Genomic DNA, 17,460 nt, shown 5'->3' with positions numbered 1-17,460 from the left:
CCCGAGGTGGGATCCCATGCAGAAAAGATCATCCCGCATGTGTGGTGCCAGGGCGCCGCGGAGGAAGCAGTCGCGTTCTACCGGAACGCCCTGCCGGACTGCACGCTCGCCGGTTCGTCCCGGTATCCGTCGGAGGGGGTGCCCGATTTCCAGCAGACGTTCGCCGGCGAACTGCTCACCGCGGATCTGCGGATCGGGGACTACCACGTGGTCCTCATCAACGCGGGTAACGCATGCTGGAGATGAAAAAGCTGAGTATCGCGGGGCTGCGCGGGGAGTGACTCCGAGGATCCCGCGCGTCTGCCTCTGGGGCGGCCTGCGCAGGTCGTTTCGGTCAGTTGCACCGGGCAGGTGGCCGACGGCTGCATTCTCGGGGGCCACCTGCCCGGGCCAAGATCGACGGTCCCCTGTCCCGTGCCAAGATCGACGGGCACCTGTCCCGGGTCCGGGTCGACGCGTCCCTCTTCCGGGTCAGGACCGGTTCACCTGGCTGCGCCGAGCGCCCGGTCCAGGTCCGCCAGGTGATCCTCGATGTCCTCGATCCCCACAGACAGGCGCACCAGATCCTCGGGAACCTCGTACGGGGTGCCCACCCGGGAACCGTGGGTCATGCTATGGGGCACGCACGCGAGGGACTCTACACCCCCCAGGCTCACCGAGAGGTTGTAGATCTCGGTTTCGCGCACGAACGCGTGGGCGGCCTCGATGCCCCCGGCGGGCCGGAACGAGATGATGCCGCCGAATCCGCCGGTGAGGGTTTGTGCAGCCAGCTCGTGCTGCGGGTGTTCCTCGAGACCGGGGTAGTTGACCTCCAGGACGTCGGAGCGTGAGCGCAGGAAGCGGGCTACCTCCAGCGCATTCGAGCAGTGCCGTTCCATGCGCAGCGGGAGGGTCTTCAACCCCCGGGCCGCGAGGAACGAGTCGAACGGGCCGGCCACCGCGCCCCCGGCGAACTGCTGGAACCCGATGAGCTCGGACAGCGGCTGACCCCGCCACTCGGTGTCACCCACGACCACGGCACCGCCGAGCACGTCCGAGTGCCCGCCGATGTACTTGGTCGTGGAATGCACGACCACGTGGGCGCCGAGCACGAGCGGGTTCTGCAGGGCGGGGGACGCGAAGGTGTTGTCCACGACGAGGAGGGCGTCGGCGTCGTCGGCGACCTGCGCCCACGCGGCGATGTCCGCGACGCGCAACAACGGGTTGGACGGCGTCTCGAGCCACAGGACCTTGGTGCGTCCGGGGAGGACGGTCTCCGCGGCGTCGGACGCGGAGGCGGACGGCACGAAGCCGTGCTCGATACCCCACTTGGACAGCACCTGGTCCACGAGGCGGAACGTGCCGCCGTAGACGTCCGAGGCGAGCACGATGTGATCCCCCGGGGCAAGGACCGCGCGCAACAAGGCGTCCTCCGCAGCCATCCCGGAGGCGAACGCGAAGGCCCGGGTGCCCTGCTCGAGGGAGGCGAGCTGTTCCTCGAAACCGCTGCGTGTGGGATTGGAACCGCGGCTGTATTCGTGGCCCCCGGTGCGGAACTGGTTCACGCCGTCCTGGACGAACGTGGAGGTCTGGTAAATGGGCGGGACCACGGCGCCGGTGGTCGGGTCGGGCTGTTGGCCGTCGTGGATGGCGCGCGTGGCGAGTCCGGGCAGGCGGGTGTCGGTGCGGATCATGGGGTGGTCTCCTTCGGGGGGTGCGGGCAGCTCAGTGGGCCGCGGTGGTCGACGTCGAGCGGGGCTGCGGTGCGTGCGCGGGGGCGATGACCGACAGGGCCTGGAAGAGATCGGCCGTGAGATCGGCTTCGTCCTCGAGCCCCACGCTCACGCGCAGGGTCCGCTCGGTGATCCCGCTCGCGCGGAACTGCTCGGGCGTGAGGCGGCAGTGGGTCATGCTCGCGGGGTGCGCCACGAGGGTACGGACGTCACCGATGTTGGCCGCGAGTTTGATCAGACGCAGCGAGTTCACGGCATGCTCGACCTGTTCCGGGGTTCCCTTGAGGTCGATCGAGAACACGCCGCCCACCCCGCGGTAGCCTCCGGTCTCCCGCAGCTGTTGCTGTCGCGGATCCCCGAAGCGGGGGTGGTGGACACGCTCCACCGCGGGATGCTCGGCCAGGGTGAGGGCGAGTCGCTCCGCCGTGGCGGACTGGCGTTCCACGCGCACACCCAGGGTCGTGATGCCCTGCAGGATCTCGTGGGCCGTGGTCGCGCCCATGCACGGGCCCAGGTCGTTGAGGTACTTGCACCGGGCCACACCCAGCAGCGCTCGCCGGGCACCGAAGACCTCCACGGGGGAACGGTCCCCCCAGCGGTGGTGCTTGCGGGTCAGCCACGGCCACCGTTCGGGGTCCTCGGTGGGGTCGAAGGACCCGGTGTCTACGAGCACACCGCCCAGGGGCCCGCCGTGTCCCGAGAGGTACTTGGTGGCCGAGTGCACCACGAGGTCCGCACCGTGGCGCCCGGGAGTGTAGAGGTGCGGCGTGGCCACGGTGTTGTCCACGATCACGACCACACCGTTGCGGTGCGCGATCTCCGCGATCGCCTCGAGTTCAGGCAGTTCCGTGAGCGGATTGGCCACGGATTCGAGGAAGAACACGCGCGTGCCGGGGCGCAGGGCATCCTCCCACTGCTGCGGTTCGCGGGGATCCGCGAACGTGACCTCCAGGCCCGTGTCCGCGAGGGTGTCCGTGAGCAGGTCCACCGTCCCGCCGTAGATCCGCGAGGAGACGACGACGTGCGCGTCCTTCGCGGGCCCGGTCAGCGTGAGCAAAGCGAGGCTCACCGCGGCTTGTCCCGACGACGTCGCGACCGCGCATTCCCCTCCCTCCAGCCGCGCGACCTCGGCCTCGAGCGCCGCGACGTTCGGATTACCCGTGCGGGCGTAGGTGAAACCGCTCGCGCGCTGGGCGAAGACCTCGCGGGCGTCGGCCAGGGTCTCGAACGCGTACGCGGCACTGTGGTGGATGGGCCGGACGATGGGCGTGCCCAGCGGAGCGGGGGTGGCTGCGGTCATGGTCTTCTTCCTTCCTCGGTCCACCCGGTGGCCGCGCGGCGGCGGCCACCGGGTGGACGTTTCCTACGGGTGAATCAGCGCTGCGCCGGAGTATCCGCGGCAGGGGTCGACGACGCGGCGACAGTGACGCTCCCGGACACGGTCGTCGCGTCGTTCGGGTCCACGTTCGCCGGTGCACCTGCGGGCGCGCCGGCCGTCCGAGCGGCGTCGTCGGCGGAGAGTTCCGCGCGCACGGTGACCGTCGCGGCGACCAGCCGGTCCAGTGCGGCCTCGGTCTCGGGCCAGCCGCGGGTCTTCAACCCGCAGTCGGGGTTAACCCACACGCGCTCGGCGCCGATCTCGTGCGCCGCGTGGCGGATGCGCCCCGCGAGCTCCTCGAACGTGGGGACCCGGGGCGAGTGGATGTCCCACACGCCGGGACCCACGTCCCGAGGGAAGTCGGATGCCGCGAGCCCGGTCACGATGCCCGAACCGGAGCGGGACGCCTCGAGCGTGGTGACGTCCGCGTCCAGGGCGTCGATCGCGTCCAGGACGGTCTCGAACTCCGAATAGCACAGGTGGGTGTGGATCTGGGTGTCCGTGGCCGCCCCGCCCGTGGCCAGGCGGAACGCCCCCACGGACCACTCGAGGTACGCCGGGCGCTCGGCCGCCCGCAGCGGCAGCAGCTCGCGCAGCGCGGGCTCGTCCACCTGGATCACGGGCGTTCCCGCGCGCTCGAGATCCGCGATCTCGTCCCGCAGGGCGAGTGCGACCTGGTCGGCGACCTCGGCGGCCGGAGCGTCGTCGCGCACGAAGGACCACGCGAGGATCGTGACCGGCCCGGTCAACATGCCCTTGACGGGGCGCTCGGTCAGGGACGCCGCGTACGAGGTCCAGTCCACCGTGATCGGCGCGGGGCGCGAGACGTCCCCGAACAGGATCGACGGGCGCGTGCAGCGCGATCCATAGGACTGCACCCAGCCGTGCTGCGTGGTCACGAAACCGTCCAGGCCCTCCGCGAAGTACTGCACCATGTCGTTGCGCTCGGGTTCGCCGTGCACCAGGACGTCGAGCCCCAGTTCCTCCTGGACGCGCACCGTGTGGGCGATCTCCGCGCGGATCGCGTCCGTGTACTCGGCCTCCGTGATCCGCCCCGCGCGGTGGTCCGCCCGGGTCTTGCGGATCTGCGGCGTCTGCGGGAAGGATCCGATGGTCGTGGTGGGCAGCACGGGCAAGCGCAGACGTTCGCGCTGGGCAGCGCGGCGCTGTTCGGCGTCCGCGCGCTGGCGGTCCGCGTCCTGCACCGCGGCGGTGCGCTCGCGGATCTCGGCCTTGTGAGTTGCCGGGTGCTCGGCGCGGGCCGCGCGGATCGTGGCGTCCTCGTCCAGGGTGTCCCGGATGGCATCCCAGCCGTGCTCGACGCCGCGCGCGAGCCCGACCACCTCGGTCACCTTCTGGTCCGCGAACGCGACCCAGCTGGTGACGTCCGGATCCAGTGCGGTCTCGCGGGCGACGTCGTGCGGGACGTGCAGCAGCGGCGTCGCGGTGCCCACGGCCACCGGCCCGCGGGCCGCGGCGCGCAGCCGGTCCAGGGTCTCGACGGCGCGCGCGAGGTCGGTGCGCCACACGGTGCGTCCGCCCACGACGCCGCCCACGACGGGGCGTTCGCCCCATGCCTCGAGTGCCTTCTTGCCGGGGACGTCCCCGCGGTCGAGGTCGATGGCCAGGGCGTCGATGTTCGTGTGGGCCAGGGCGAGCTGGGCGTCCTCGCCGGCATCGCCGTAGCCCACGGTCACGAGGATCGCGGGGCGCTGTTGCTCGTTCGAGAGTTGGGTGTAGGCGCTCTCGAGGGCGGCCACGAGTTCGGTGCGTTCCACGCTCCACCCGTCCGCGGCGAGGGCCGGCTCGTCGAGTTGCACCCATTCGACGCCGGCCTCAGCCAGGGCTCGCAGGATCGCGGCGTATTCGGCCACGACGTCGTCGAGGCGCTGCAGGGGGTGACTTGCGACGGCATCGGTGGTCTCGGGGCGTGAGAGCAAGAGCAGGCTCACGGGGCCCACGAGGACCGGGCGGGTGGTGATCCCGGTGGTCCCGAGGGTGGTCCGGTAGCGGGACACGAGGCTCTCGGGGTTCGCACGCAACGGGGTGTCCGGGCCGATCTCGGGTACGTAGTAGTGGTAGTTGGTGTCGAACCACTTGGTCATCTCGAGCGGCTCCAACCGATCGGTGCCGCGGGACAACGCCGTGATCAGCTCGATCCCGCGGGGCGTGTCCGGGGCGGCGGGCTCGTAGCCGTCCGCGATGAACCGCGCGGGAACCGCGCCTAGCGCCAGGGACGTGTCCAGGACGTGGTCCACCGCGAACCCCTCGGACGGCACCGCGTGATCCGTGGTGAGGCCGAGTTCGGACAATCGCGTGGCGGTGCGCTCACGCAACCGGGCGAGGGTGTCCAGCACGGTGGTGGCGGGGTGCTGTTGCGGGTCCTTCCAATAGGACTCGAGTGCGCGCTTGAGCTCGCGGTCGGGGCCGATGCGGGGGTAGCCCAGGATCGTGGCGGCGGGGAACGGGACGGGCTGGGTGCTCATGGGAACTCCTCGGAGCTGGTGTGGGGTATGGCGGTTAGGGGGTGTGATGAGCCGCGGCAACGGGTGTGCTCCGGCGCGGCGGGGTAAGGGGAACGTCAGCGTGGGTGGTGCCGCTACGAACGGTTTTCGGCCTGCCCGGATGTGGCGGTCGAAGCCAACACGATCGGTTCACGGGTCGGCCGGGGCTGGTGCGGAGGTCAGGCCGCGGGGCTGCGGCCTCGGTATTCGCGTGCGGCATCCCGGACCCGCAGGTGCTCCAGGATGGTCAGCGCCGCCTCGGGGCGGTTGAACGTGTACAGGTGGAAACCGGCGCAGCCCAGATCCATGAGGTCGTCGATCAGGGACAGGGTGGCCGCGACCCCTCGGTGGCGCAGTTCCTCGGGAGTGTCGGCGCGCAGGAACCGGGTGAGGCGTTCCGGGACCCGGACCCCGGTGATCTCGGTCATGCGCTGCAACCTTTGAGGGTTGCTCAGCGGCATGAGCCCGGCGACCACGGGGATGTGGATGCCCTCCGAGCGCGCGCGTTCCAGGAACGTGGCGTAGTCCTCGGGTTCGTAGAGCACCTGCGTGATCGCGTAGTCCGCGCCGGCCTCCTGCTTGTCCCACAGGGACGCGAGATCCGCCTCGAAGTCGCGGCCTCGCGCGGGGGACGGGTAGCACGCCACCGACACGGACAGCGGTCGCTGACCCGGGCGGAACCCGGTGCCGAAGCGACGTCGTTCGACGTCCCGGATCAGCTCCACCAGTTGGGAGGCCCGGCCCAGGCCACCCGCTGGGGTCCGCCATTCCCCGGTACCCAGGGGCGGGTCGCCGCGCAGCGCGAGGAGGTCGCGAACGCCGTCGTCCAGCAACTGGTCCACGGCGCGCTCGAGACCCGCGCGGTCCGTGCCACCGCACGTGAAGTGCGCCATGACCGGGGTCTTGGTCGTGCGGCGCAGGTGGCGCAGCGCCTCGCGGGAGACGCCGTGATGGCCGGCGTGACCGTGGGTGACCGAGAAGAAATCCGGCCCGGCCTGGGCCATGGCGTCGATGTTGCGCCACACAGTGTCCGGGTCCGCGGTGGGCCGCGGCGGGAACACTTCGAACGAGACAAGCGTGGAGCGGCGCGGGCGCCGGACCAGCCAGGACGTCCCCGTGGGCGGGCCAGTCACGGGCGCGGGTTCTGACGCTGCGAGGGGTGCGGGCATATAAAAAATCCTCCGGCGTTAGGACGCCGGAGGATGAGCTCCGAGCGCCGTACTTGCCGACCACGCGGTTGCGCGGCGGCCGGATCCTCATCTGGGGCACCCCACTACAGCTGGAGGGTTGCCGCCCGGTTAGCCAGAGCTTCGCACCGGGACTCATGATCCTTTGTTACGAGCGAGCGTAGCACAGCCTCGTGACGAGGCCCACGAACGATGACGGAACCGCCGGCCTCCCGCCGCGCTCGTCTTCCCAAGCGGGCTGAATGGACCGCACGGGGGCACCTGGGCCCTGCCGTGGTCATCCTGCCCCACGACGTGCAGGACATGAAGATGCCCGAGTTGGGACCCGAGAACTGGGTCTCGCGCTCGATAGCCGCGGCGCCGGCCGCGGGCGGGTCCGCGTCCTCGCAGGCACCCGCTCCGACGACGACGCCGTCCCCCTTGCGCAGCGCGACCGCCAACCCCGGTCGTCACGAACCCTGAGTCCGGGCCGCCGTGCATCCGGCGGCTCGCCGGTGCACCCGCGTGACGAAAGCGTGGCGAAAAGCAGGGACGCCCACCCGGTCAACCGTCCGGGTGGGCGCGCCTTGGCGTGTCATCAGCGACTCAGCACGGGTGCCAGACCTTTCCTCCCGGTTCGTAGCACCGGGGGCCGGTGTAACCGGGATAGCCGCCATCACTCTCGGGAGCCGGGGGCACGTGGGGTGCCGCCGGCAGCTGCGGGGCAGCAGGTACCCGGGGCGCGGCCGGTAGCTGAGGTGCCGCGGGCTGCGCGGGGGCGGGGTTGTAGTTGTAGTTCGGTTGCGGAGCGGGATTGGGTTGGGGTGCCGGATCGCCCACGGCGACCTCGTCCTCCACGACCGCGGGAGGCGCCTCGAGCGTCGGCGTGGGAGTGGACGTGGAGGACGGGGTGGGACTCGGCGTCGCGCTCGGGCTCGCGGTGCTCGAAGTTGTGGTGTCGGGGGATGCGGATTCCCCCGGCGGCGCGCAGTCCTGCTTCGGGTCGAAGAAACCGACCTGCATGGCCTGGGCCACGTTGTACGCGCTGTCCATCTCTCGCCGGTACGTGCTGTTGGCGCCCACGGTCATGGGCGTTGCCAGGCCCGCCTTGACGAGTGCCTGGTTGACGTTCAACCCGTCGTCGTCGCGGGTCACTCGGGCGAGGGTGCGGCCGTAGCGGTCCGTGCGTTCCACGTCGTATTCCAGGTGGATCGTGGATCCCTTGGGCAGTAGGTCCTCAAGCTTGGCCGTGGCCTCGTCCGCGAGGCACTCGCCGGGCTGACCGTCCCGCGCGACCTCCGGGGTATTGATGTTCAGCAGCCGCACCCGCGTGGACTTCCCCGCGATCGTGGCGTCCAGGGTGTCCCCGTCCACCACGCGTTCCACTGTGGCCACCGAGTCGTCCGGGGTGGTGCGCAGTGCGGCATGGTGTAGACAAGACGCATGGCCACCATCGATGAGCTTCCCGGTGAGATTGTCGCGGACCTGCGCGTGAGCGATGCCCGTCCCCTGAGCGGCGGGGACACCGCCCGCGCCTACTGGCTCGAGACCCCGGACGGGCCCCTGTTCGCCAAGACCATGCCGGGTGCCCCGGCGGGTGTGTTGGCGTTGGAGGCGGCGGGACTCGAGGCGCTGCGCGCCGTCGCCCCCGCCGAGGTGCGGGTGCCCAGGGTGCATCACGTGGGCGATGAGGCCCTGGTGCTCGAGTGGATCGACGAGGGTCCCGGACGGCAGGACCGTGCCACGGAACGCAGCATGGGGGCCGGTCTCGCGGCCATCCACCGCGCGCGAGCCCCGCACGTCGGGTGGCTCTCGGCGGAGCTGCCGGAACGCATCGGCTCGTTCCCGGTGGATCTCACGCCCACGGACGACTGGGCCGACTTCCTGTTACACCGCCGCATCGAGCCGTTGCTGCGCGCGGCGATCGACGCGGGACACCTGGACCCCGCGGCGTCGGACCTGCTGGCGCGCTTGGCGCCGCGAGCGGACGAACTCGCGGGCCCTCCCGAGCCCCCGAGCCTGCTACACGGTGACCTGTGGGCAGGCAACCGCGTGGTGGATCGCAACGGGACGAACTGGCTCATCGATCCGTCCTCGTTCTACGGACACCGCGAGTACGACCTGGCCATGATGCAGCTCTTCGGCGGTTTCGGGCGGGAATGCTTCGCGGCGTACGACGACGTCTACCCCCTCGCGGACGGCTGGCACGACCGGGTGCCGTGGTACCAGTTGCCGCCGCTGCTGGTGCATGCGATCAGGTTCGACGGTGGTTACGGCGGGGCGGTCCTGCGGGCCCTGCGCAGTCTGATGTGACACTACGGGGCGCGTCCATCACCCGCTGAGGACAGGGCGTTCTCGGCCGATGACTGCTACAAGGCAGGTGCGGACAACGTTTTCCACCCGCGTGACATGGTTGGACACGTCCCCCGCACGTGCAGCATGATGTTTACTAGATTGTCTAGTTATCCACAACGCGAGGGACGCGATGGAGAGCAGTGCAACGTGGTACGGGCCGGTGAGCCCGCAGTCGCGTGCGCTGCGCCGGGTGGTCGTGCTCAACGCGGAGATCGCGTACGAGATCCGCCGCATCTTGGGGCTCAAGGGAACCGATTACGCGGCCATGGCCATGCTCATAGTCCATTCCATGGGGCCCACGGAACTGGCTCACGCGCTGCACATCACGACGGCCTCCGCGACCGCGGTGGTGGACCGACTGGTGCGCGCGGGTCACGTGGTCCGGGAGCCCGTGGAGGGGGATCGACGCCGGATGACTGTGCGCGCGGTGACCTCGTCCAGGGAGCGAACCCGGGAGCACGTCGTGCCGGTAATCGGGATGGTCGAGGACGAGCTCGACGTCTTGGATGAGCCCGGGCGTGAGGCCGTCCTCCGGTTCCTGAGAGGTACCGAGTCCCGTCTGGAGGAGTACTTGGAAGACTTGCGCGGGCGCGCGGACCAGGCGTCCCAGGACGATCCCGGGGCGGGTGGGTCATGACCGAACGCGTACGCACCGCCCGGTCCCGTGAATCCCACCGAGCGGCTCCCGGGATCCCGTCCGTTACCGATCCTGGGGCCTCCCCGAGTGTCGCCCCCGTCGACGACGCCGCCTGGTGCCGTTTCCGCACCGCCGTGGGGGAAGAGCTGGACGCGTTCTTCGCGGCCCCCGCGAATCGAGTTCCCACGAGCCCGGGTTTCGGGGTGCTGTGGGAGCGGGTGCGCGAGCACATGGTGGGCGGCAAGCTCATCCGGCCGCGACTGACTTGGATCGCGTGGTCCTCCTTCGCCGGGGGCGCGGGGGATGGATCGAGCGCGCCTGACCCGCTCGTCGCGCCGGACGCCGGGGATGCCGAGGAGACGCCGGGTGTGCGCGATGCGGCCGGAGACGGGAACCACACGGCGGGCGACCGGGAGACAGAGGTGCCGGACCCCGAGTGCGTGCGCCTGGCGGCGTCGTTCGAGATGCTGCACGCGGCCCTGCTGGTCCACGACGACGTGGTGGACCGCGACTGGCTGCGCCGGGGCATGCCCACGGTGGGAGAGCTGTTCCGCCGTGACGCGGCCCGCGCCGGCGCACCCGAGCACGAAGCGGAACACGCGGGGGCCTCGGCGGCGATCCTCGCGGGGGACCTGTTGTTGGCGGGGGCACTGCGGCTCGCGACCACGTGCGCATCGGACCTCGCGCGGTGTCGCGCCGTGGCGGACGTGGTGTTCGACGCCGTGACCGCCTCCGCGGCCGGGGAGCTGGATGACGTGCTGTTGTCCCTGCATCGCTTCGGCGCCGAGCACCCCGGGGTGCAGGACATCCTGGACATGGAGCGGCTCAAGACCGCCACGTATTCGTTCGAGGCCCCGCTGCGGGCCGGCGCACTGCTCGCGGGTGCTCCCGCGGACGTCGCGGAGCGGCTGGCCCAGGCCGGCGCCATGCTGGGCGTGGGGTACCAGGTGGTGGATGACGTCCTGGGGACGTTCGGTGACCCGGGACTGACCGGCAAATCGGTGGACGCGGATCTACGTTCGGGCAAGGCCACCGTGCTCACTGCCCACGGGATGGGGGTACCCACGGTCCGCCGGGTCCTCAGGGACCTCGCGGCGGAACGCACCACGGTGCATCACGCGCGGGAAGCGCTCACGGCCTCCGGCGCCAAGGACGTGGCCGTGGAACTGGCCACGGATCTCGTGGACCGCGCCCGGACCACCCTGGACGAACTGCCCCTGCCCGCGGCGCAGCGCGATCAGCTCGTCGCGCTGTGCCACCACGTCCTGAACAGACACTCGTAGTGAGGACCCCCATGCCGGATTCGGACGCGCCGCCCCTCTCGTCGCTTCGCCTGTATACCGCCACGGCCCTCGCGGCCTCCGGGTCGGTCATCGGCCGGTACTCCACCTCCTTCTCGCTGGCGTGCCGCACTCTGCCGCCCGCCGTGCGCCGGGACATTGCGGGGATCTACGCGCTTGTACGCGTCGCGGATGAGGTCGTGGACGGCACCGCGGGCGCCGCGGGCCTCGAAGCCGCCCGCGTGCGCACCGCCCTGGACGGGTACGAAGCGGCTGTGAACTCGGCCCTGGCCACGGGATTCGCCACGGACCTGGTGATCCACGGCTTCGCGGACGTCGCCCGCCGTCACGGTTTCGGGCGGGAGCTGACCGAACCGTTCTTCGCGTCCATGCGCGCCGACCTGGACGTGGCCGAGCACGACGGCGCGTCGCTCGAGTCGTACATCTACGGTTCCGCGGAGGTCGTGGGACTCATGTGCCTCGAGGTGTTCATGGACATGCCCGGCACACGGGCGGACACCCCTGAGCAGCGGGACATGCTGCGGGCCACGGCCCGTCGGCTGGGAGCGGCCTTCCAGAAGGTGAATTTCCTGCGTGACCTCGGGGCGGACCACGACCAGCTCGGTCGCACGTATTTCCCGGGCGCGGACCCCGCCCACTTGGACGAGACCCAGAAGGCGCAGCTGCTCGCGGACCTCAATGCGGATCTCGACGCCGCGATGCCCGGGATCCTGGCCCTGGACCGGCGCGCTCGCCGGGCAGTCCTGATTGCGCACGGACTGTTCGCGGAACTGTCCCGGCGGATCGAACGCGTCCCCGCGCGGGAACTGACCAGACAACGCATCAGCGTGCCCACCGCGGTGAAGCTGCGGATCGCGGCGCGCTCCCTCTCGGATTCGGTGGTGACACGATGACACGGACGGTGGTGATCGGCGGCGGTTTCGCGGGCCTGGCCACGGCGGGGCTGCTCGCCCAGGACGGGCACCGCGTGACCCTTCTGGAACAACAGGACATCCTGGGTGGGCGCTCCGGGCGATGGTCCGCGGAGGGCTTCTCGTTCGACACCGGCCCCAGCTGGTACCTCATGCCGGAGGTCATCGACCGGTGGTTCCGGCTCATGGGCTCCAGCGCCGCAGCAGAACTGGACCTGCGCACCCTGAGCCCGGGCTACCGCACGTTCTTCGAGGAGCACCTGGACGAGCCACCGACGGACGTGGTCAGCGGGCACGCAGAGGAACTGTTCGAGCAACTGGACCCGGGATCCTCCCGTGCGCTGCGCATGTACCTGGACTCCGGCGCGGAGGTCTACGAGCTCGCCAAGAAGTACTTTCTCTACACGGATTTCGCGCACCCCCGTGAGCTCATGACCCCGCAGGTGCTCAAGAACCTCCCGCGGCTCGGCACACTGCTGACCCGGTCCATGAAGGGCTACATCGACCAGCGGTTCACCGATCCGCGGGAACGCCAGATCCTGGGGTACCCCGCGGTGTTCCTGGGCGCCTCGCCCTCGAGTGCTCCGGCCATGTACCACCTCATGAGTCACCTCGATCTCACGGACGGAGTGCAGTACCCCGTGGGTGGGTTCAGCGCGCTCGTGGACGCGATGGCCGAGCTGGTGCGCGCGGCCGGGGTCGAGATCGTGACCGGGGCGACCGTCACGGGGATCGACGTCGAGCGGGCACCGCGCTCCGTGCGTTCCCAGGTGGCTGCCGCCCGTTCACGACGTCGCTCGGCCGGCTCCGTGCGCGGCGTACGTTACCGTGCGACGTCATCGGCCTCGAATGCGCCGCGGACGGCGGCCGACGGTGCGGAGACCACCGTGCCCGCCGATCTCGTGGTGGGTGCCACGGACCTGCACCACATCCAGACCAGGTTGCTGCCCGAGCGGTACCGGGCCCCGGAATCGCGGTGGAAGCGCCGGGACCCGGGGCCGTCCGGGGTGCTCGTGTGCCTGGGCGTGCGGGGGAAATTGCCGCAATTGGCCCACCACAACCTGCTGTTCACGGCGGACTGGGACGACAACTTCGCGCGCATCGGTACCGGGCGGGAGCTCGCGGAGGAGACCTCGATCTACGTGTCCATGACGTCGGCCACGGACCCCGCCACTGCGCCCGAGGGGGACGAGAACCTCTTCATCCTGGTGCCCGCACCGGCCGTCCCCGAGTGGGGTCGCGGCGGGATCAGCACGCCGGAACGCCACGAACCGGGTTCGGAACAGGTCGAGCGGGTCGCGGACGCGGCCGTGGCGCAACTGGCCCGCTGGGCGAAGATCCCGGATCTCGAGTCCCGGGTCGTGGTGCGGCGCACGTACGGGCCGGGGGACTTCGTCGCCCAGTTCAACGCGTGGCGCGGTTCCCTCCTGGGCCCCGGTCACACGCTCGGTCAGTCAGCGATGCTGCGCCCCGGTGTGACCGATCCCGGGATCCGGGGCCTGTTCTACGCAGGGTCCTCGGTGCGCCCGGGGATCGGCGTGCCCATGTGCTTGATCTCATCCCAGGTGGTGTGGGACGCCATCCGCGAGGACAGCGGGGTGTCCTGATGTATTTGCTCATGCTGCTCGTGTTCCTGGGGTGCTACGCGCTGATCGACCGGCGGTGGAACCTCTACTTCTGGTCGGGGCACAAACTGCGGGCGTGGCTCGTGCTCGTCGTGGGGGTCCTGTTCTTCCTCGCGTGGGACGTTGTGGGGATCGTCAACGGGCTGTTCTGGCACGGCGAGAACTCGCTGACCCTGGGGATCTTGGTGGCCCCCGAACTGCCCCTCGAAGAGGTCTTCTTCCTGGCATTCCTGTGCTACCAGACCATGATCTACGTGCTCGGGGCACCCGTGCTGTGGCGGTGGCTGCGCGACCGGCGGGGCACCGCGGCGGCGTCGTCCGAACTGCGAGGAGGTCACGGAGCGTGACGTACTGGAGCGTGAACTTCATCTTCTTGGGCATCTCGGCGGTGGTGCTGCTCGTGGCCGTGCTCGTGCGGCGGCCGCGGGGGCTGTTCTGGGGATCCCTGGTGGCGTCCTTCGTGCTGCTCGGGGTGCTCACCGCGATCTTCGACAACCTCATGATCGCCGCCGGGATCATGACCTACACGGAGCACAACATCTCCGGCGTGCAGATCGGACTGGCCCCGCTCGAGGACTTCGCGTACCCGTTCGCGGGGGTGCTCCTGCTGCCGGCGCTGTGGTTGTTGCTCGGTGGTGTCCGCCAAGAACGCGGTGCCCGTGAAGAACGTCGTGCCGGCGACGGACGCGGGTCGCACGACGGACGCGGCGCTCGCGGTGCCCGAACGCCGGAGGCTGAGGAAAGGGGAGTCCGTGCTGAGTAAGCTCTTCTGGGCCTCGCGCCCCCTGAGCTGGGTGAACACCGCGTACCCGTTCACCGCGGCGGTGCTGCTGACCAGGGGCATCCCGTGGTGGCTCGTGGTGCTCGGCACGGTGTTCTTCCTGGTGCCCTACAACCTGGCCATGTACGGCATCAACGACGTCTTCGACTACGAGTCCGATCTGCGCAATCCCCGCAAGGGCGGCGTGGAGGGTGCCGTGGTGGACCGTGCCGCGCAACGCCCCGTGTTGCTGGCCTCGTGCCTGGTCCCGGTGCCCTTCGTCCTGGTGCTCCTGGGCTACGCGGTGGCCACGGGCAACTGGGTGTCCATCGCGGTACTCGCGGTCTCGCTGTTCGCCGTGGTGGCGTACTCGTGGGCCGGGCTGCGGTTCAAGGAACGCCCGTTCGTGGACGCGATGACGAGTGCCACCCACTTCGTCTCGCCCGCGGTCTACGGCCTGACGCTGGCGGGCGCCACGTTCACACCGGGACTGTGGGCGCTGCTCATCGGGTTCTTCCTGTGGGGCATGGCCTCCCAGATGTTCGGCGCGGTCCAGGACGTGGTCCCGGACCGGGAGGGCGGACTCGCGTCCGTGGCCACGGTGCTCGGGGCCCGGCCCACCGTGTGGGTGGCCGCGCTGCTGTACGCCCTGGCGGGTGGGCTCATGATGTTCACCGAGTGGCCAGGCCAGCTCGCCGCACTGCTCGCGGTGCCGTACCTGCTCAACGTGCTGCGCTTCAGCGGTGTCACGGACACCGATTCCGGGCGGGCCAACGCGGGATGGAAGACCTTCCTGTGGTTGAACTACCTCACCGGTTTCCTGGTGACCATGCTGCTCATCTGGTGGGCCGCGGTGCGCCCGGTCTGACCCCGGCCGGTCGCTCGACGCCGCTCGTCCCCTCACGGGGGCGGGCGGCGTCGTCGTTCTCGTCCTGATCCGATCCGTGAACCCTTGACCGCCTCGCCGGTTATGTGGTTCATTAGTAGAGTAATAAACCAAGGAGCTGGAAGTTCTCCATGACACCCAAACAAGACGGTCGCCCGATCTTCATGGTCCTGGCCGATCAGATCGCGGACGACATCCTCCAGGGCAACTACCCGGTGGATTCCGCGGTGCCATCCACCAACGAACTCGCCGCGTTCTACCGCATCAACCCCGCGACGGCGGGGAAAGCGCTGGGACGTTTGGTGGATCAGGGAGTCTTGGAGCGGCGTCGTGGGATCGGGACGTTCGTGGCCGCGGATGGCCCGGACATCCTGCGAGCGCAGCGCCGGGAGGCGTTCCATGAAGACTTCATCCAACCCGCCGTGGCCGAGGCCCGGAGGCTCGGACTCACACTCGACGACATGGTCGCACTCATCAGAAAGGTCTCGCCATGAGTTCTCCCGTACGACACACGGATCACCGTGAGAGCGTGCCGGGGCAGGGGATCCGGATCAGGAACCTGAACAAGTCCTTCGGCAAGAAACACGTGCTGCGGGACATCACCGTGGATTTCGCGCCCGATCGGGTGCACGGGCTGCTCGGGGCCAACGGCGTGGGTAAGACCACGCTGATGTCCGTGATCCTCAATCACACGTTCCGCAGCTCCGGTGAGGTGCTGATCGACGGTGAGGATCCGCGGGAGAACGCGCGGTTGCTCGAACGCACGTGCTTCGTCCACGAGGACCAGAAGTTCCACGACGACGACACCCCGGCCTCCCTGCTGCGCATCCTGCCCACGTTCTACCCCACGTGGGACACCGACCTGGCCGAGCGCCTGGCGCCCCGGTTCAAGCTGCCGATGAGCACGCGCACCACCAAGCTCTCCCGCGGGCAGCGTAGCGCGCTGGCGATCGTCATCTCGCTGGCCGCGCGGGCGCCGTACACCTTCATGGACGAGCCGTACCTGGGGCTCGACCCCGGGCACCGCGCCCTGTTCTACGAGGAGTTCGCCCGCGCCATGGCCGAGCACCCGCGCACCGTGATCCTCTCCACGCACCTGATCGACGAGGTGTCCGACCTGCTCGAGAACGTGGTCATGATCGAGGACGGCCGGGTCACGGTGGACGCGGACATCGACGACGCCCGGGACAGCGCGTTCGTGCTGCGCGGACTCGAACCCGTGGTCCGGGACGTCGTGGGCGCTCGCAGGGTCCTGCGCGAGTACCGACTCGGCAACATCCTCTCCGTCACCGTGGACGGCACCGCGACCGCCGAGGACCGGCGCCGCGCGGACGCCGCCAATGTCTCGGTGGAACCCGTCACCTTGCAGGAACTCGTGGCCGCGCGGGGCATGCGCGGCACCGACGACGCAGAAATGAGTGTGTGATGCAGTACGCCCGCCGGAACCTCGCGCTGTACCTGACCAACCGACTCAACTCCTTCGTGGTGGCCCCGGCCATCCTGGTCCTGGTCGCGATCCTCACGGTCGTGATCGGGCTGATCATCGGCATCCGCACCGGTCTGCCCCTACCGCAGCCGGTCCAGGACGGATTCCAAGCCAACCTGGCCGTGTTCTGGGCCCTCCCGGGCTTCCTGATCTCCCACGGCGCGCTGACCGCCAACCGGGGTTTCGCCGGCGCGCTCGCGTTCGGCAGCACCCGCCGGAACTTCTGGGCGGGCACGGCCATGGGTTTCATGATCACGTCCCTGGTGGTCGCGGTCGTGGGTCTCGTGATTCTGGCCGCGGAGGCCGCGACCGGGTTCGGGCTGGGGATCAGTTTCCTCACCATTCACGCCCTGGGTGACGGCAACCCCCTAATCGTGGCCGTGACATTGTTCCTGCTGAGTCTCATGAGCCTCTTCGCGGGCATGAGTTTCGGCGGGATCTACCGCGCGGCCGGGGTGATCTGGACCGTGATCTCGATCGTGGCCGTGGTGCTCGTGGCACTGGGTCTGCTCGCCGCGATCGTGGCCGTGGTGCTCGTGGCACTGGGTCTGCTCGCCGCGATCGTGGCCTGGCCGGACTTGTGGTTGGATCTCGCGAGCGAGCTCGGACGGTGGGGCATCCCGCTCGGTCTCGTGGTCGTCACGCTGATCGCCGGTCTCGCGAGCCGCGCGGTGGTGCGGTACGCGGAGATCTGAGCTCCCGGTACGACGCCGCTCGCTCCCTTCCCGGGGGTGGGCGA

General features: G+C 70.0%; 18 protein-coding genes and 1 riboswitch. Of the genes, 13 read left to right on the top strand and 5 right to left on the bottom strand.

Annotated elements, in window-relative coordinates; all coding sequences use genetic code 11:
• Positions 1-6 precede the first annotated feature (6 nt).
• Positions 7-246, top strand: coding sequence for a VOC family protein (locus HBK84_RS11300; protein ID WP_159450032.1), 240 nt, complete (start codon positions 7-9; stop codon positions 244-246).
• Positions 247-482: 236 nt separating this feature from the next.
• On the opposite strand, the gene HBK84_RS11295 is transcribed toward HBK84_RS11300, so the two are convergent.
• The 4 genes from HBK84_RS11295 to HBK84_RS11280 form a co-directional block, all read right to left on the bottom strand.
• On the bottom strand, positions 483-1,673 hold the full coding sequence (locus HBK84_RS11295; RefSeq protein ID WP_167318929.1) for a cystathionine gamma-synthase: 1,191 nt from the start codon (positions 1,671-1,673) through the stop codon (positions 483-485).
• 31 nt (positions 1,674-1,704) lie between these two features.
• Entirely contained in the window at positions 1,705-3,012 is a 1,308-nt protein-coding gene (locus HBK84_RS11290; RefSeq protein WP_144931683.1) for an aminotransferase class I/II-fold pyridoxal phosphate-dependent enzyme, read from the bottom strand.
• 74 nt (positions 3,013-3,086) lie between these two features.
• Positions 3,087-5,576 carry a 5-methyltetrahydropteroyltriglutamate--homocysteine S-methyltransferase gene (metE, locus tag HBK84_RS11285; protein ID WP_167318928.1) on the bottom strand — a complete coding sequence of 830 codons (2,490 nt, stop codon included), beginning with the start codon at positions 5,574-5,576 and terminating at the stop codon, positions 3,087-3,089.
• Positions 5,577-5,773: 197 nt separating this feature from the next.
• Positions 5,774-6,763, bottom strand: a complete 990-nt coding sequence (locus HBK84_RS11280) for a methylenetetrahydrofolate reductase (protein WP_035964997.1) — start codon at positions 6,761-6,763, stop codon at positions 5,774-5,776.
• A gap of 44 nt (positions 6,764-6,807) precedes the next feature.
• Positions 6,808-6,924, bottom strand: a riboswitch (SAM riboswitch).
• A 166-nt stretch (positions 6,925-7,090) separates the two neighbouring features.
• Between HBK84_RS11280 and HBK84_RS11275 the strand changes: the two genes are divergently transcribed.
• Positions 7,091-7,243 carry a hypothetical protein gene (locus tag HBK84_RS11275; protein ID WP_167318927.1) on the top strand — a complete coding sequence of 51 codons (153 nt, stop codon included), beginning with the start codon at positions 7,091-7,093 and terminating at the stop codon, positions 7,241-7,243.
• A gap of 123 nt (positions 7,244-7,366) precedes the next feature.
• Here the strand turns inward: HBK84_RS11275 and HBK84_RS12710 are convergent, their stop codons facing one another.
• Positions 7,367-8,155 carry a thermonuclease family protein gene (locus HBK84_RS12710; RefSeq protein WP_206069155.1) on the bottom strand — a complete coding sequence of 263 codons (789 nt, stop codon included), beginning with the start codon at positions 8,153-8,155 and terminating at the stop codon, positions 7,367-7,369.
• Between the two features lie 48 nt (positions 8,156-8,203).
• Here HBK84_RS12710 and HBK84_RS11265 point away from each other — a divergent pair, with 48 nt between their 5' ends.
• From HBK84_RS11265 to HBK84_RS11215, 11 genes are all read left to right on the top strand, one after another.
• Positions 8,204-9,073 (top strand): fructosamine kinase family protein, encoded by an 870-nt coding sequence (locus tag HBK84_RS11265; RefSeq protein ID WP_167318926.1) that lies wholly within the window; start codon positions 8,204-8,206, stop codon positions 9,071-9,073.
• A 172-nt stretch (positions 9,074-9,245) separates the two neighbouring features.
• The gene (locus HBK84_RS11260) at positions 9,246-9,752 is read left to right on the top strand and encodes a MarR family winged helix-turn-helix transcriptional regulator (protein WP_167318925.1); all 507 of its coding nucleotides are present in this window, start codon (positions 9,246-9,248) and stop codon (positions 9,750-9,752) included.
• Complete coding sequence (locus HBK84_RS11255; RefSeq protein ID WP_240918995.1) at positions 9,749-11,035, top strand: polyprenyl synthetase family protein; 1,287 nt, start codon at positions 9,749-9,751, stop codon at positions 11,033-11,035. The genes HBK84_RS11260 and HBK84_RS11255 overlap by 4 nt, the downstream gene beginning before the upstream one ends.
• 11 nt (positions 11,036-11,046) lie before the next feature.
• On the top strand, positions 11,047-11,946 hold the full coding sequence (locus HBK84_RS11250; RefSeq protein ID WP_098053666.1) for a phytoene/squalene synthase family protein: 900 nt from the start codon (positions 11,047-11,049) through the stop codon (positions 11,944-11,946).
• On the top strand, positions 11,943-13,571 hold the full coding sequence (crtI, locus tag HBK84_RS11245) for a phytoene desaturase family protein (protein ID WP_035964988.1): 1,629 nt from the start codon (positions 11,943-11,945) through the stop codon (positions 13,569-13,571). The genes HBK84_RS11250 and crtI overlap by 4 nt, the downstream gene beginning before the upstream one ends.
• Positions 13,571-13,936, top strand: coding sequence for a lycopene cyclase domain-containing protein (locus HBK84_RS11240; RefSeq protein WP_085106586.1), 366 nt, complete (start codon positions 13,571-13,573; stop codon positions 13,934-13,936). Before crtI ends, HBK84_RS11240 begins: the two co-directional genes overlap by 1 nt.
• Positions 13,933-14,352 (top strand): lycopene cyclase domain-containing protein, encoded by a 420-nt coding sequence (locus tag HBK84_RS11235; RefSeq protein ID WP_167318924.1) that lies wholly within the window; start codon positions 13,933-13,935, stop codon positions 14,350-14,352. The genes HBK84_RS11240 and HBK84_RS11235 overlap by 4 nt, the downstream gene beginning before the upstream one ends.
• Positions 14,342-15,217, top strand: a complete 876-nt coding sequence (locus HBK84_RS11230) for a prenyltransferase (protein ID WP_085106584.1) — start codon at positions 14,342-14,344, stop codon at positions 15,215-15,217. The genes HBK84_RS11235 and HBK84_RS11230 overlap by 11 nt, the downstream gene beginning before the upstream one ends.
• A 149-nt stretch (positions 15,218-15,366) precedes the next feature.
• Positions 15,367-15,729, top strand: a complete 363-nt coding sequence (locus HBK84_RS11225; protein WP_098053664.1) for a GntR family transcriptional regulator — start codon at positions 15,367-15,369, stop codon at positions 15,727-15,729.
• Entirely contained in the window at positions 15,726-16,661 is a 936-nt protein-coding gene (locus tag HBK84_RS11220; RefSeq protein ID WP_240918994.1) for an ABC transporter ATP-binding protein, read from the top strand. Before HBK84_RS11225 ends, HBK84_RS11220 begins: the two co-directional genes overlap by 4 nt.
• Positions 16,661-17,416, top strand: a complete 756-nt coding sequence (locus tag HBK84_RS11215) for a hypothetical protein (RefSeq protein ID WP_167318923.1) — start codon at positions 16,661-16,663, stop codon at positions 17,414-17,416. The genes HBK84_RS11220 and HBK84_RS11215 overlap by 1 nt, the downstream gene beginning before the upstream one ends.
• Positions 17,417-17,460 lie beyond the last annotated feature (44 nt).

The organism is Kocuria sp. KD4 (assembly GCF_011769905.1).
Lineage (GTDB): Bacteria > Actinomycetota > Actinomycetes > Actinomycetales > Micrococcaceae > Kocuria > Kocuria marina.
Note: the sequence above shows the minus strand (reverse complement) of the source record. Positions and strands in the feature narration are given on the sequence as shown.

Coding starts and splice junctions, on each gene's coding strand:
- HBK84_RS11295 (WP_167318929.1), bottom strand. CDS start 1,673: ATGATCCGCACCGACACCCGCCTGCCCGGACTCGCCACGCGCGCCATC.
- HBK84_RS11290 (WP_144931683.1), bottom strand. CDS start 3,012: ATGACCGCAGCCACCCCCGCTCCGCTGGGCACGCCCATCGTCCGGCCC.
- metE (WP_167318928.1), bottom strand. CDS start 5,576: ATGAGCACCCAGCCCGTCCCGTTCCCCGCCGCCACGATCCTGGGCTAC.
- HBK84_RS11280 (WP_035964997.1), bottom strand. CDS start 6,763: ATGCCCGCACCCCTCGCAGCGTCAGAACCCGCGCCCGTGACTGGCCCG.
- HBK84_RS11275 (WP_167318927.1), top strand. CDS start 7,091: ATGCCCGAGTTGGGACCCGAGAACTGGGTCTCGCGCTCGATAGCCGCG.
- HBK84_RS11265 (WP_167318926.1), top strand. CDS start 8,204: ATGGCCACCATCGATGAGCTTCCCGGTGAGATTGTCGCGGACCTGCGC.
- HBK84_RS11260 (WP_167318925.1), top strand. CDS start 9,246: ATGGAGAGCAGTGCAACGTGGTACGGGCCGGTGAGCCCGCAGTCGCGT.
- HBK84_RS11255 (WP_240918995.1), top strand. CDS start 9,749: ATGACCGAACGCGTACGCACCGCCCGGTCCCGTGAATCCCACCGAGCG.
- HBK84_RS11250 (WP_098053666.1), top strand. CDS start 11,047: ATGCCGGATTCGGACGCGCCGCCCCTCTCGTCGCTTCGCCTGTATACC.
- crtI (WP_035964988.1), top strand. CDS start 11,943: ATGACACGGACGGTGGTGATCGGCGGCGGTTTCGCGGGCCTGGCCACG.
- HBK84_RS11240 (WP_085106586.1), top strand. CDS start 13,571: ATGTATTTGCTCATGCTGCTCGTGTTCCTGGGGTGCTACGCGCTGATC.
- HBK84_RS11225 (WP_098053664.1), top strand. CDS start 15,367: ATGACACCCAAACAAGACGGTCGCCCGATCTTCATGGTCCTGGCCGAT.
- HBK84_RS11220 (WP_240918994.1), top strand. CDS start 15,726: ATGAGTTCTCCCGTACGACACACGGATCACCGTGAGAGCGTGCCGGGG.
- HBK84_RS11215 (WP_167318923.1), top strand. CDS start 16,661: ATGCAGTACGCCCGCCGGAACCTCGCGCTGTACCTGACCAACCGACTC.